This window comes from Nostoc sp. (assembly GCF_036917775.1).
In the GTDB taxonomy this organism is placed as follows: Bacteria; Cyanobacteriota; Cyanobacteriia; order Cyanobacteriales; family Nostocaceae; genus Nostoc.
In genome coordinates this window covers 36,968-51,566 of sequence record NZ_JBALEQ010000121.1, presented here as the reverse complement: position 1 = coordinate 51,566, position 14,599 = coordinate 36,968, and the positions used below count along the sequence as shown (strand labels likewise).

Genomic DNA, 14,599 nt, shown 5'->3' with positions numbered 1-14,599 from the left:
TACTTACCAGCTTTTATTTTTAAATTGATTTGTTAAATGAATGACTTGATATTTTTAATTGCTGCTGTTTGACAACTTTTCCAAAGTACTTGCAGCACTCTTAGTAAATCTTTCAGCAAAAGATATTCTGCCCCTTTTAACTGCTGATATAAGCTTCTATAACAACAAAGCTGCTCATTAAAACTCAGGGGACTACGCCATATAGAGAGTAAATACTCCCAGATTATTCTCCAATGTGGTAATAAAATTTGTCCTTTCTTTGCTGAATCAAACCACACTGCATAAGCATAAAAATCAGGTAGCATACTCAATGAGGTTTTTTTAGTGTTGTTAGCAAACAACAAATAATTAGGGAAATACATACTCATTGATTGTTGCGGATGGCTTCTGGCAAAAAATAGGTATTCAGGTATTTCATAAAACCTCCCAAGAATACCAAGTCTTAACAAGAGAATTCCATCTGCATTACCATAACCACCCATCTGTGGTATCCTTCTCAAGGCACTGGCACGAATTACTCCGTAACATTGATAACATAAATGCTTGGTCAGCAATTCATGAAAACGCTCGTGTGGTTTTAGTGCATCTGCCTTAAGTTTTATCTCGTAATTTTGAAGAAACTTTCCCTGTTCATCAATGAAATACGTCTGGGAGTGACACAAGACTATGCTAGGGTCTTGGTCAAGTATCTCAACACACTTCTTGATAAAATCTGGAGCGTGTAGATCATCATAAGCTGCCCACTTAAAGTACTTACCTGAAGACAATTTAAAGACGCGATTAAAGTTACGAGCGCAACCGATATTATTGTCATTGCGGTAATAACAAATACGTCGGTCTTTCTCAGCATAAGCTCTACAAATTTCCTCAGTTTTATCTGTAGAGGCATTATCTGAAATAATTAGCTCAAAATCTTCAAAGGTTTGAGCCAAGAGTGAATCTATGGCTTCTTTGAGAAATTTCTCACCATTGTATACAGGTAATCCGATGCTCAATCGTGGCTGATTGCTACTCATAATAAGTATTCGGAAAATCTGTGAATTATTTGATGCTCAATTGCAGATAATTGTTAGGCAGATGCAACGGAATAATTCAGAATAATTGGTGGTGTCCAGCTCCCCGACTTCTTAAAGAAGTCGGGGAGCTAATTTTAGTGATTCAAAAAATCTGTTGACTATTTAATCAAGTTTTGAATATCTGTTTTTTGCAGCCATTCATGTGTTCGCTGCATTCCTTCTTCTAGATCAATTGTTGGTTTATAATTTAACAGGCTTTGTGCTTTGATAATAGAACAAGCATAGGGACGAGTCATAAAATCTATAGACTCTGGTAGAATATCAACTTTTTTCCGAAAAAGTTTTTGTCCCTGAACACGTAGCTTTAGAAACAACTTGATTTCATCTTTCGATAATGAAAGGGGTGCTTGTAAACCTTCCATTGCTGCTAAACGCATAAAATACTCTTTCCAAGAAGTTTCTTGTCCGTCAGTGATATTAAATATTTCACCGTAGCTTTCTTTTTCTATCGCTAGAAAGATCCCATCAATCAGGTTATCTATATATACGTGATTAATCACTCCTTTAGCATCGTTGGCACAGGCAAATAATTTTTGACGCATCATCAAGATTGGTCTGACTATCCAAGGTATACTTCCTGGGCCGTAAACATCTCCGGCTCGAATAACAATGATGCCAAAATCTGGAGGATTATTCAGTTCTAAAACTGCTGTTTCTGCTTCTATTTTAGTTTCACAGTAAGGATTATTTGCACCAGAAAGTGGCCCGGATTCTGTAACACCATTAGGATAGTTGAAACCGTAAACCATTACACTGGAAAGATGCACAAATGTTTTAACACCAGCCTGTTTAGCAGCTTTAGCCATGTTGACAGTACCGCCAACATTGACATCACGAAAATTCTTAATTGCGCCAGCTTCTTCAGCAAGTTGATCTGTATGTAAAACGATATCTACTCCCTGACAAGCCTTTTGAGCAATAGTAGAATCGGTGATACTACCAATAATTATCTCAACACCTAAATTCTGCAATTGTTTGTTTTGTTCTGTAGAACTTTTCAGTCCACGAACCTTCATCCCTTGTGCGATGGCTAACTCGGCTGTACGCAAACCGACAAATTCATCAATTCCCGTAATTAGCAGGGTTTTGTCTTTGAGGTTCATAAAATCGAAATTATTGTTAAATGGGTGAATTTGACTTGTTAGATAAAAGACTAAAAATTAATACCAAATTTAAATTTTGGCAAATATTTTTCATCTAAAATCTAAAATTGTATAAAGAATAATTTTTCTGTGGAGAGCCTGCACCAATGTTTAATTATGAGTCTATATCATGGCAAAATAATTTAATTATTTTGCTCTTAGGAATAGTTAGAAAATATCTCCCGGATCTGCGGAGCGAAGTTTGTTGATGGCAAGCGCTCCTGATGTTATACACATCAAAACTGTTGAAGTTAAGACAATCACTGCATTATTAGTGGTCATAACTATTGGTAGTTTAGTGGCTTCTGCGGCAAAGCTGTATAGCAAGACAGAAGTAATAAATCCTGGAATATAACCTAATATTGCCAAAATTAAAGCTTGCTGAAATACCACGTTTAACAAATAGCTATTGGCATAACCTATGGCTTTTAAAGTGGCGTAAGCAACGAACTGAGTCGCAATATTGCTGTAAAGAATTTGATAGACGATGACTACACCAACAACCGCAGCCATTGTCAACATCAAGTTAAGAATAAAACCAATTGGTGTTCTGACAGCCCAGTATTGTTTCTCAAAATCAATAAAGCCTTGGCGTGTAAAAACTTGGACATCATTAGGCAAATTTGCTTGTAAATTTTTCAGTACGTTTTCGGCATTAGTACCAGGTTTGAGTGAAATCAAACCGATATCTATCATATCTGCCGGGCGAGTATTGGGATTTATCCTCAAAAAAGTGGAGTCACTAACAAGTAAATTTCCGTCTACCCCAAACGAAGGCCCTAAGCTAAATAAGCCACCAATTCTCACTCTATAGCCAATTAATGAACTGTAGGGAAATATTTCAATTGTCTGTGCAGTTTCTCCCGCATTAAATTTTTCAGCTATTGGGCCAAACTCTGGGCGAGAACCACGGTCAAAAAGCACAACATCAGGAATTTTGAGTTTATCTAAATTTTTCTCAACTTCTGGGAGATTCATTACCGGTTTACCTGGATCGAAACCAATAACATATATTGAATATTTCTCACTAGTAGCCGGATTTTTTAGTTTGGCAAATTGCAAATACATAGGGCTAACTGACTCTACGCCATCAAACCCCAGGGATTGGTACAAACGAGTCCGTGAAAAACTTTGATTTGAGGTCAAAGATTTATATTGCGAACTCACCAAAAATAAATCTCCTTTGAGATTCTGATGCACTGCGGTTGCACTGGAATAAAGAGCATCTTGAAAACCAAGTTGCACAAACATTAGCAGCACAATAAAACCAATCCCGGCTACAGCTACTAGTAAACGAACTTTTTGCTGTGCTAGCTGTAGCCATCCTAAAGGAATTTTGAAATTCATGGATTTATTTATCATTTATCATTTGTCATTTGTCATTTGTCATTAGTTAATGACCAATGCCCTATGCCCCATGTCCAATGACTAAATATGAATGGCGACATCCACTTGTAAGTTGGTTAAACGAGCCACCCGCTCACTATCTGCGGCATTATCGATGGAGATTTTTACCTCAATTATTCTGCGATCTGTATCTGAACCAGGGTTTATGCTGAAGATGTTTTGCTTGTCAACTTGCCAACCAATCTCTTTTACAGTTCCTTTGATTGTTCCAGTAAATGCAGTGCTGGTAATTGTGGCTTTTTGTCCTACACGCACTTTTTGAACATCGGTTTGATACACCTCTGCAATCACATACATTTGAGATGTCTTACCTATCTCAGCAAATCCTTTACTGGTGCTGATGACTTCTCCGGTTTTAGCGTGAATTTTTAAAATTTTGCCATCTATGGGAGATTTGATGTAACTTAAATCTAAGTCGGCTTTTGCTTGTTGAACAGAAGTTGTGGCACTGTTGACTTCGGTTTGCGCGACTTGAACATCTACACTACGCACTTCGCTAATACTGGTGAGTTGTGCTTGTGCTTGCTTCTTCTGTTCTTGGAATGTGTCTTGAGTGCGTTTGAGGGTGGCTTGAGCTTCTGATAACTGCTGTTGTGTGGTCTTGAGTTGCAAAGCTTTGGTATCTGCGACAGATGCCGCGATCGCACCTTGTTTATATAATTGTTGATAGCGATTGTTCTCAGCTTGAGCGTTGTCTACTTCCGCCTGGATGCGGTCGATTGTCGCCTGTTGTGTAGCAACGTCCCCTTTATATTGTGGCTCTAAACGTGCGATCGCTGCCTTTTGAGCATCGATATCTCCAGTTTTAGCTCCAGATTTAACTTGCGCTAATTTAGCTTTGGCAACTTGCAGTTTGTCTATAGCCTGTTGTAATGCGGTTTTAGAACGCCCATAATTTTCTAAATAAGCCAGTAATTGCCCTGCTTTAACCGCCTCTCCTTCTTTCACCAACAGTCTTTCTACTCTCACCCCATTATTAGAAGCAGGAGCAGTCAAAGAAGTAACTTCGCCTTCTGGTTCCAAACGTCCCAAGGCGGTTACAGCAACTTTTACAGGTGTAGCAGCCTTTGGCGGATTGGCTGGCGCTGTCACAACTTTAGGCTTAGACCAAAATGGTACCAAACTATAAAAAGCTATTAATCCGGCTGCTAAAGTTAGAGAAGCTGCTAAAATTAATTGCGATCTACCTACGGGTTTTGTAAATAATCGGTTTTCTTTATTTACTGCCATCTTTTCATTCCAATTCTGCTTTTTTTAGGGGATAGCCTGGTTATATTTAGTCCATTAGAATAGACTCATCCACAAATTACTTAGAGAGCTTTTCCTCCAAGGTTTCTACCTTAATCAAGTGGATGTATCTAAAGTGGTTTTATATGAATTGTTGTACGCTTTTACCGCCCAAAACTACTATTGTGGCGTGAAAAGTAATGGTGGTGTTACTTCAAAGCTTCCTAAGTTATATCCTAATTTGACATCTAATCCAGTAGCTTAAAATACAATAGCGCTAACCAGAAATCTTAACTCTCAAGAACAAGGAAACGCCAATAAAAATGAAATCAAAACTTGGATAAACTTGTTATTAACTATGGCGTAGAAATTGTGTTTTGTCAACCGATTGACTTTGCATAAGTCCTGATTCTCTCACTAAAAATTTGTTCATAGTAAGATTAAATTCTGAAATCTCTTATCTGCTAATTGAATACCAACAGATAGTTAGTGATTAAGTAGATTTGATATTACTAACAGATTCTTGTTAACAGGGTTGTGTAGTATAAGACATTATTATTGGTTTTACTCATAGTAATTAAATAGCGCTTAGAAACCGCACCTACACAAGGCTTTGCCCACCTGTATATGTTTTAAATACCCAATTTTTATTAGGGTGGTCTACCCTGCGCGAAGGCAAAGGGTGGAATGTTTGTGTAGCCACGTACTCCTACGGTGAAGCAAGCACATACATTGTGGCGTAGGCATCCCATTCGCTCTGCTTTTCTAACCGCTTTTTTAACTAATGCAATCATGATTATGTTTATCAAGCAACATAGTAAAAATTAACATTTGCTTTATAAATAACCGCTTCACTTCTTAACTTGACTTATATTGAAAAATAACCAGAAATTTTGACTAAATTAAATTATGATGTTTCTCTGAGAAAACATACTTATGGTTATCCAATTTATCTATGTATTTCTTGAATTGTTACTTAGTAGACAACTGTTTTTATGTATTTGAACCACATCCGTCGTAGGGGCGCAAGGGTTTGCGCTCCTACCGTATGGTTATTTATCAGGACTTACGCGAAATCAGGAAAAAACGAACCACAGAGGGCGCAGATAACACGGAGAGAGAAGAGTTTCAGAGAGTTCTTGCGGAAGTCCTATTTATCTTAAAATAGCTGTAATTCACTTCTATCTAACCCGTAGATAACAAAATCTCCAACGAATTTATAGAGTCATAAATTATACTGAAAGTCTGAATTTTATTCAAATTAACATCAGTAATTGTGGATGTTTCTTTATAAAATAACTTTAAAGAAATGATTTAGTTTCTGTAAAGTATGTTAGTGTTTTTATTAATTCAATGCTTTAAAGTGGTTAGACAAACTAGTTATTTAATTGAGATTTTGAAATTAAAAATAACTAAAGATAACTGCTTCTCCATGAACGTCTGCTCGTTTTATTACTTTTTCAACTTGCATAAATTCGGTTTAAAGGTGGTGTCTTTTGTGTAACGAACTTGTCAACTTTCTTAGTTCAAATAGCATAAAATACATTATCCCGAACGTTGAAATTGGCTATGACTTTAGAGATACAGAACGTTGTCATTAACAACAGCTATGTTGCTGTGGTTAGTCTAGATAATCAAAAGCTTTCGGGTGAAAAAACATTTCTGTTCTCTTAGCTACTCCTCAGTTTCCATCACTCCAGTAGGATACCATTACTCAAAATCTCTACCATTACAAATGGATTAAATTCACTGGTCAAGCAGCTATTACACTCCAAGACTATTTTACCAGTTTTAACAACGTTATTGACCTATTGCCACAATTTTAAGAGTCTAGCGTTGGATAACATTTTTTCGCGATGTCTACGACGGGCTACGCCTACGCAGTATGCCAAAGTCGCCTGGAAACATAAGGCTTTACCCCGGCAGTATGTATCGTGTGGTGTCGATTTGGAGACAAGCATTTAGCAAAAACAAGATAGCTAACTGCTTACAAAACCAAAGTTTTCCATTAATTAGTAGGCAACAGAAATTACTGTAACTACACAATCCACAGTACTAACTATGCCCTATGTCTGCTTATTCAATTGATACTGCCTTAGCGGAGTTAGAAAGCCTTATCAATAATTGTGAGAAGGCTGTGATGAGGTCTATAGAGGAAAAAAACATGAAGTCAGATAAATCAGATAAATCAGTGTCAATTAACAAAATTAACAGACAATTACAACACAATCCTATTGCCATTGTTGGGATGGCTTCTCTATTGCCTCAAGCCAGAAATTTGCGGGAATACTGGCAAAATATTGTAAACAAAATTGACTGTATTACTGATGTTCCTTCTACTCACTGGAGCGTCGAAGATTATTACGATCCTAATCCCAGAACTACTGAAGATAAAACCTACTGTAAAAGAGGTGGGTTTCTTCCAGAGGTAGATTTTAACCCGATGGAATTCGGCATACCACCCAGCATTTTGGAAGTCACAGATGTATCGCAACTATTAAGTTTAGTGGTTGCGAAAGAGGCAATGGAAGATGCAGGTTATGGTGAAAAACGCGAGTTTAGCCGCGAGACTGTTGGTGTAATCTTAGGCGTGGCGATGGCCAAGCAATTAGGAATGCCACTTTCTGCCAGGTTGGAATATCCGATTTGGGAAAAAGCACTCAAAAGCAGTGGTTTATCTGATGAAGATACGCAAAAAATCGTTGAGAAAATCAAAAGCGCTTACGTGAAATGGGATGAGAACGCTTTCCCTGGGATGTTAGCTAACGTAGTCGCGGGTAGAATTGCCAATCGCCTAAATTTTGGCGGGATGAATTGTGTAGTTGATGCCGCTTGTGCTAGTTCCTTTGGTGCTTTAAAAATGGCAATTAGTGAGCTAGTTGAGCATCGTTCTGACATGATGCTGACTGGTGGTGTTGATACCGATAACACCATCATGGCTTACATCTCGTTCAGCAAAACACCGGCGGTTTCTCCTAGTGAAAATGTCAAACCTTTCGATGCAAAATCTGATGGGATGATGCTGGGTGAAGGTATTGGGATGATTGTCCTCAAACGGTTAGAAGATGCGGAACGGGACAACGATAAAATCTATGCCGTAATTAAAGGTATTGGTACTTCCAGCGATGGGCGTTACAAGAGCATTTATGCTCCTCGCAAAGAAGGTCAAGTCAAAGCCTTAGAACGCGCTTATGAAGATGCCGGCTTCTCTCCCGCTACTGTTGGTTTGATGGAAGCACATGGCACAGGCACAATGGCTGGAGATCCGACAGAATTCGGTTCTTTAAAAGACTTCTTTGATGTACATGATGACAAAAAGCAGCATATCGCTTTGGGTAGTGTGAAATCGCAAATCGGACACACAAAAGCGGCTGCGGGTGCGGCGAGTTTGATTAAAACTGCTTTGGCTTTACATCACAAAGTATTACCACCCACAATTAACATTACTGAGCCGAATCCCAAACTCAACATTAAAAATTCATCCTTTTATTTGAATACTGAAACCAGACCTTGGATTCGTCCAGAAGGGGAAGCGCCAAGACGTGCAGGTGTAAGTTCTTTTGGTTTTGGCGGAACCAACTATCACGTTGTTTTGGAAGAATATGAAGCCGACCAAAACGCCGCTTACCGCTTACACAGTGGTGCTAGTGAAGTGCTGTTGTTTGCTCCTACAGTAGAGCAATTGTTGAGCAAGTCGGAAGAGATTTTAGGTAAGTTGCGTTCACGAAGTGACTCCGCAGGAGTATCGCCAGATGCACTTGCATATTATGCACAATTAGTCAATGAGTGCAAATCACAACAGATTCCCCTCTCTGCTCCTAGATTTGGGTTTGTCGCTGAGAATCTCGAAGAAGCTTGCAAGTTCCTGCAAACTAGCATTGACTGGCTGAAACTCAAAGGGTCAGCAGCATCTTGGGAGCATCCCCAAGGGATTTATTACCGTTCCTCTGGTATGGAGTTGGGCGGAAAAGTTGTCTCTCTATTTTCTGGACAAGGTTCGCAATACCTAGAGATGGGACGCGAACTGGTGATGAATTTTCCTTTGATGCGCCGTCTTCATGGTTATATGGATAGCCTGTTGCTCAAAGATAATTTGCAGCCGCTTTCAGAGATTGTTTTTCCTCATCCTGTGTTTGAGGAAGCAGAAAAGAATGTCCAAATTGCTGCCTTACAACGCACAGAATATGCTCAACCAGCCATCGGGGTGTTGAGTGCAGGGATGTACAGCATCCTGCAACAAGCTGGATTTAAGTCAGATTTTGTTGCTGGTCATAGCTTTGGCGAACTAACAGCACTATGGGCTGCGGGAGTTTTGAGTACAGAAGATTACTTGTTCTTAGTGAAAGCTAGGGGACAAGCAATGGCTGCACCCGAAGATCCGGATCATGATGCGGGAAGTATGCTGGCTGTCAAAGAAGACATCAGCAAAGTAGAAGCAGTAATCAGACATTTTCCCCAAGTTGCGATCGCTAATCAAAATTCTCCCACTCAATTTGTCTTGGCTGGCCCTACCGCAGAAATAGCGAAAGTCAGAGAGATTTTACACGAGAAAGGATATACAGCTGTATTGTTACCTGTATCAGCAGCGTTCCATACACCGCTAATCGCCTTTGCTCAGAAATCCTTTGCGATCGCTACCAAGTCTGTCAAATTCCAAAGTCCCAAAATCCCTGTTTACAGCAACGTTACCAGTAAGCAGTATCCCAAAGAAGCCCAAGGTATTCAAAAGATTCTGGAAACGCACCTTTCCAACTCAGTGCTGTTCAAGCAGGAAATTGAAAACATCTATGCGGCGGGTGGTACTTGCTTTGTAGAATTTGGGCCGAGGAGAATTCTTAGCAACTTGGTGAAAGAGATTCTTGGCGATCGCCCACACATCACCGTATCTTTGAACCCCAGCACTCAAAAGAATAGCGATCGCTCTTTGCGAGAAGCAGTTGTGCAGTTACGGGTAATTGGCTTGGCTTTGAATAACCTCGATCCTTACCAACTTCCCCAAACTATCCCCCCAATTGAGACGAAGAAGACATTAAATGTGCGTTTAAACGGCATCAACTACAGATCCGAAAAAACGAAAAATGCCTTCGCTCTAGCTTTGCAGGATGGGCACAAAGTCACATTACCCACCCCCGAATATTCTGAAGCGGCTCCTTTATTTAGCAGCCCCGGTGTAACTCCACCTGTAGCAGTGATAGAGACTAACGGACATAAAAAACTTACCCCAGTAATGAACGGTGTGACTGCTAGTATCATCACCCAGCCAGAGCAACAGATGAATCCTGTCACCCTGTCGCAACCAGCCCAGGAATCTAAGATGCAACCAACACCAGAAAAACTTACAAATTACGAACAACTTTTAGCAAGTTTAGAATATCTCCTGACACAGTTCCAGGAAAATCAAGCCGAGAATTTACAAGTTCACGGTACTTATCTCAACCATCAAATGGAATACGCCAAAGCGTTTTTCCAACTGATGCAGCAGCAGAATTCCTTGTTGAGTGAAAGTAAATCAACAGCCGAAACTGCCAAAATGAAGCTAGTTGTCATGGAAAGCTTAGAGCGCAGCATGATGCAGTTTCATTCCCAACAAGGTGAAACTCTACGCATCCATGAGCAATATCTTCAAGAGCAACTGGAATATACTAAGAGCTTTTTCCAACTCATTCAGCAAGAGTATTCTCAAATCATCTCAGGTGAGGGAGTAACTCAACTAACAGAGAAACTAAGTAATTTCACTCCATTCACCACAGAAACAACTGTTAGTGATGCACCGACTAAGATAGTAGAAAGCCAGCTTTTACCTGTAACCGAGCCTGTAGCTAAAAACGACTTAAATGTTACCCAAGCACCTCTCCCGGCTGCTGTAGAGCCTGTAGTTGAAACTCCTGTATCCCCAGCGATTGCGTCTCTACTGCCCACACCGCATTTTGCAACTGTTGAGACAGTAGAGCCACCTGTCACAGTTGTAGAACCTCAAGCCGAGGTTGTAGTCAAAATTAGCTCACCTCCAGCCAACGACGTTGTTGCATTTACTCCAGAGCCAGCACCCACAACTGCTGCACCTGTATCTGGCGCAACCATCGATATTGTTGACTTGGATAAAAACCTCTTAGCCATCACCAGCGACAAGACCGGCTACCCAGTCGAAATGCTGGAAATGGACATGGACATGGAGGCTGATTTAGGAATTGACTCCATCAAACGGGTAGAAATCTTGGGTGCGCTACAAGAAATGTACCCCAACCTACCCAAGCCCAATTTAGAAGAACTGTCAGAAAAACGCACCATCGGTCAAGTTGTAGAGTATCTGCAATCTCACGCTTCCAAAAGTGTTTCGGTAGAAATTGCAATTCACGAAGTACAACCAGCAGCCGAGGTTCCAGTCGAGACTGCACCAATAGTTGAGGTAGTCGTTGCACCGGAACCAAGCGTAGTTGTCGCATTCACTCCAGAACCAGAAGCTGCTCCCTCTACAAGTGATGAATTTGCAAACTTAGGTGAAACCCTGTTAGCCATCACTAGCGATAAGACCGGCTATCCAGTCGAGATGCTGGAACTGGAAATGGACATGGAAGCCGACTTAGGGATTGACTCGATTAAACGGGTAGAAATCTTAGGGGCGATGCAAGAAATGTACCCCAACTTACCCAAACCGAATATTGAAGAACTCGGCGACCTCCGCACCATCGGTCAAATAGTCGATTACCTACAGCAGTTGGCTGGAGGTGAAAAAAAAAAGTCTGAGCCTGAGTTTGTCCAACAGCAGCCACCGGAATTAGAGCATAATATCCAGCGCCATCTCGTCAAACTCAGAAGCTTACCACAGCCGGATTACTTGGATTTCACGTTACCAGAGGGACACATCGGTTTAATCACCGATGATGGTTCCCTCACCACCTATAAATTAACCGAATCCCTAATCGAGAAAGGCTGGAAAGTAGTAGTTATCAGCTTCCCCCAATCGCTCATCGCTCAACAAGCACCTTTACCTACAGGAGTAACGCGCGTCACCTTAGCAAACTTAAGTGAAGAACATCTTCAAGAACAATTGCAAGCGATCGCATCTCACTGCGGAACGATTGGGGCTTTCATCCATCTACATCCGATGTTTGTAGGAAATCACACCGGGAGTATTTCTTATAACGAATCAGAAAAGGCGATCGTCAAGCACGTATTTTTAATGGCGAAACACCTCAAACCTTCCCTAAACGAAGCCGCAAAACATGGACGTAGTTGTTTCTGCACAGTTGCTCATCTCGATGGAGCCTTCGGTTTGGAGTACAAAGTCAACTTCGGTGCGATCGGCGCTGGTTTGTTTGGATTAACCAAAACCCTGAGATGGGAATGGCCAAAGGTATTTACTCGTGCGATCGATCTAAGTCCCAGACTTGATGCTAAACAGTCAGTACAAAACATTATCGCCGAACTTCACGACCCCAATCTTTATATAAGTGAAGTTGGGTATGGCTCACAAGGACGAGTCACCATTATCGCCGATTAATTAGTTCTTTGATATAGCAGTCCTATTTGAGTTGTGAAAATTCCTGTTTTTAACGAACCGCGAAGGCGCGAAGGGCGCGAAGAAAAGAAATAAACAGAGAATCTCACAAATCCTTTAGGGCTGCTACTAGTTTTTTACTACAAGAAAACTACTTATTTCTCTTCCTTCGCGTTCTTCGCGTCTTCGCGGTTCGTATATCAAAAAACCCAATTTATGCAGGTATTCACGAGGATTTATGACACAAACAGCCCAGCTTAGTCCATCATCTGTCTTTGTCGTGAGCGGCGGTGCAAAAGGGATTACGGCTGAGTGTACTATCAGATTAGCCCAACAGCAACCCTGCAAATTCATCCTCCTCGGTCGCTCCGAACTATTAGAAACCGAGCCAGATTATGCTCAAAATTCTGATGATTCCGCATTGAAAAAATGTATCATGGAAAATCTTCTTTCCCAAGGAGAGAAGCCCACACCCATGAATGTGCAAAAAATATATAACAAAATTACCTCCAGCCGCGAGATTAAAAAGACCCTAGCAGCAATTGAAAAAACCGGAGCTAAAGCCGAATATATCAGCGTCGATGTCACAGATACGCAAGCTTTGCAAGAAAAACTTGCTACTGCTGTGCAACATCTCGGCCCAATTACCGGAATCATCCACGGCGCGGGAAACTTAGCTGATAAGTTAATTGAAAAGAAAACAGAAGAGGATTTTGAAAAAGTTTACACCGCCAAAGTTCAAGGTTTAGAAAACCTGCTAACTTGCGTTAACCCTAATCAACTTCAGCATTTAGTTTTGTTTTCTTCCGTAACAGGCTTTTACGGAAATCCTGGACAATCTGATTATGCGATCGCAAATGAAATTCTGAACAAATCAGCCCATATATTTAAGCAAAGTTATCCCTCATGTCATGTCGTCGCTATCAACTGGGGCGCTTGGGATAGTGGGATGGTGACAGCAGAATTAAAGAAGATTTTTCAAGAGCGAAAAATTGAAATAATTCCCATTGCAGTCGGGGCACAAATGCTCGTGAAAGAAATGGATCATACCAATCATGCAACCGCGCAAGTTGTTATTGGTAGTCCACTAGTTCCAATGGCTACAGAGTTAGATTCAGAATTACGAACTTATCGTATTCGTCGCCAAATGACATTGGAGGCTAATCCATTTTTGCACGATCATACGATTGCCGGTTCTCCAGTTTTACCTGCAACTTGTGCAATGACCTGGATTATTAATGCTTGTGAACAATTATATCCTGGTTATCGGTTGTTTAATTACCAAGATTTTAAAGTTTTAAAGGGGATTACTTTCAATGAGACATTAGCAAAAGAACATCTTTTAGAGATAGAAGAAATTTCTAAAGTTAATCTTGAAAGAATCGAACTTAAAGCCAAAATTTCGAGTAAAAACCCACAAGGAAGAATCCATTTTCATTTTAGCGCTCAACTCAATCTCCAGCGAGAAATCCCAGATGTACCCACTTATGAATCTCTCAATCTCGAAGAAGATAATATCATCACCGCTACAGGAAAAGATTTTTACCAAAATGGTGGGGCTACATTATTTCACGGCCCCGCTTTTCAAGAAATCAAAAGAGTTTTAAACATCAGCCCTGAAAAAATTACTACAGAATGTCTGTGGCCAGAACTCACCCCACAGCAACAAGGACAATTCCCCGTGCAATGGGTAAATCCTTACACCACTGATTTGAGTATGCACGCCTTATGGGTTTGGACACAACACTTTCATGAAGAAGGTTGTTTACCTGGAAAAGTAGAAAAATTTGAACAGTTTGCGATGATACCACATAACGAAACATTTTACGTTTCTTGTGAAGTACTAGCTAAGACACCAAGTAGTGCGATCGCAAACTTTATCATACACGACCGCCAAGGTAAAATCTATTCACGAATGCTCGGCGCTCATGCCATTATTTGGTCAATGAAAATGCTTAGAAGCTAGGAATCTGTGAAATTAAAAGTTTGTAGTAAGGACTTTAGTCCGTGAACTCGTGGCGAATTGAGGGTTGAATTTTAAACGCATAGGCGCTTCGCCTTCCCGCAGGGTAGGGGCGCAAAGGGAAACGCAAAGGTTCGCAGAGAATTCATGAAAGGTTGTACTAAGCAATAAAGTCTTTACTACGAACTATCAGGGCTAAGTTAATCTTAGGATTGTTATAATTTGCCTCGTTTTAAGTTTGGGGAACAGCGTAAATCCTGCCTTTTAATTATCTCTTGCTAAATAC

At 40.5% G+C, this 14,599-nt stretch carries 6 protein-coding genes and 1 pseudogene; 3 read left to right on the top strand and 4 right to left on the bottom strand.

Translation table 11 applies throughout. The features are described 5' to 3' along the window. Positions 1-32: 32 nt before the first annotated feature. From V7K69_RS24830 to V7K69_RS24815, 4 genes are all read right to left on the bottom strand, one after another. On the bottom strand, positions 33-1,016 hold the full coding sequence (locus tag V7K69_RS24830) for a glycosyltransferase family 2 protein (protein ID WP_335039281.1): 984 nt from the start codon (positions 1,014-1,016) through the stop codon (positions 33-35). Positions 1,017-1,174: 158 nt separating this feature from the next. Continuing rightward, on the bottom strand, positions 1,175-2,179 hold the full coding sequence (locus tag V7K69_RS24825; RefSeq protein WP_335039279.1) for an NAD-dependent epimerase/dehydratase family protein: 1,005 nt from the start codon (positions 2,177-2,179) through the stop codon (positions 1,175-1,177). Between the two features lie 207 nt (positions 2,180-2,386). Continuing rightward, positions 2,387-3,565, bottom strand: a complete 1,179-nt coding sequence (gene devC / locus V7K69_RS24820; RefSeq protein ID WP_335039277.1) for an ABC transporter permease DevC — start codon at positions 3,563-3,565, stop codon at positions 2,387-2,389. 81 nt (positions 3,566-3,646) lie between these two features. Then, complete coding sequence (locus V7K69_RS24815; protein WP_335039275.1) at positions 3,647-4,855, bottom strand: ABC exporter membrane fusion protein; 1,209 nt, start codon at positions 4,853-4,855, stop codon at positions 3,647-3,649. Positions 4,856-6,421: 1,566 nt separating this feature from the next. Here V7K69_RS24815 and V7K69_RS24810 point away from each other — a divergent pair. The 3 genes and pseudogenes from V7K69_RS24810 to V7K69_RS24800 all read left to right on the top strand — a co-directional run bounded on the left by V7K69_RS24810 (position 6,422) and on the right by V7K69_RS24800 (position 14,316). After that, positions 6,422-6,678: pseudogene (locus V7K69_RS24810) on the top strand (hypothetical protein). Positions 6,679-6,920: 242 nt separating this feature from the next. After that, positions 6,921-12,353 carry a beta-ketoacyl synthase N-terminal-like domain-containing protein gene (locus V7K69_RS24805; protein ID WP_335039272.1) on the top strand — a complete coding sequence of 1,811 codons (5,433 nt, stop codon included), beginning with the start codon at positions 6,921-6,923 and terminating at the stop codon, positions 12,351-12,353. 235 nt (positions 12,354-12,588) lie between these two features. Continuing rightward, positions 12,589-14,316, top strand: a complete 1,728-nt coding sequence (locus tag V7K69_RS24800) for an SDR family NAD(P)-dependent oxidoreductase (RefSeq protein WP_335039270.1) — start codon at positions 12,589-12,591, stop codon at positions 14,314-14,316. Positions 14,317-14,599: the final 283 nt, after the last annotated feature.

What these genes read in the sequence shown, in the direction of transcription:
- devC (WP_335039277.1), bottom strand. Translation starts at nt 3,565, where the DNA reads ATGAATTTCAAAATTCCTTTAGGATGGCTACAGCTAGCACAGCAAAAA.
- V7K69_RS24830 (WP_335039281.1), bottom strand. Translation starts at nt 1,016, where the DNA reads ATGAGTAGCAATCAGCCACGATTGAGCATCGGATTACCTGTATACAAT.
- V7K69_RS24800 (WP_335039270.1), top strand. Translation starts at nt 12,589, where the DNA reads ATGACACAAACAGCCCAGCTTAGTCCATCATCTGTCTTTGTCGTGAGC.
- V7K69_RS24805 (WP_335039272.1), top strand. Translation starts at nt 6,921, where the DNA reads ATGTCTGCTTATTCAATTGATACTGCCTTAGCGGAGTTAGAAAGCCTT.
- V7K69_RS24815 (WP_335039275.1), bottom strand. Translation starts at nt 4,855, where the DNA reads ATGGCAGTAAATAAAGAAAACCGATTATTTACAAAACCCGTAGGTAGA.
- V7K69_RS24825 (WP_335039279.1), bottom strand. Translation starts at nt 2,179, where the DNA reads ATGAACCTCAAAGACAAAACCCTGCTAATTACGGGAATTGATGAATTT.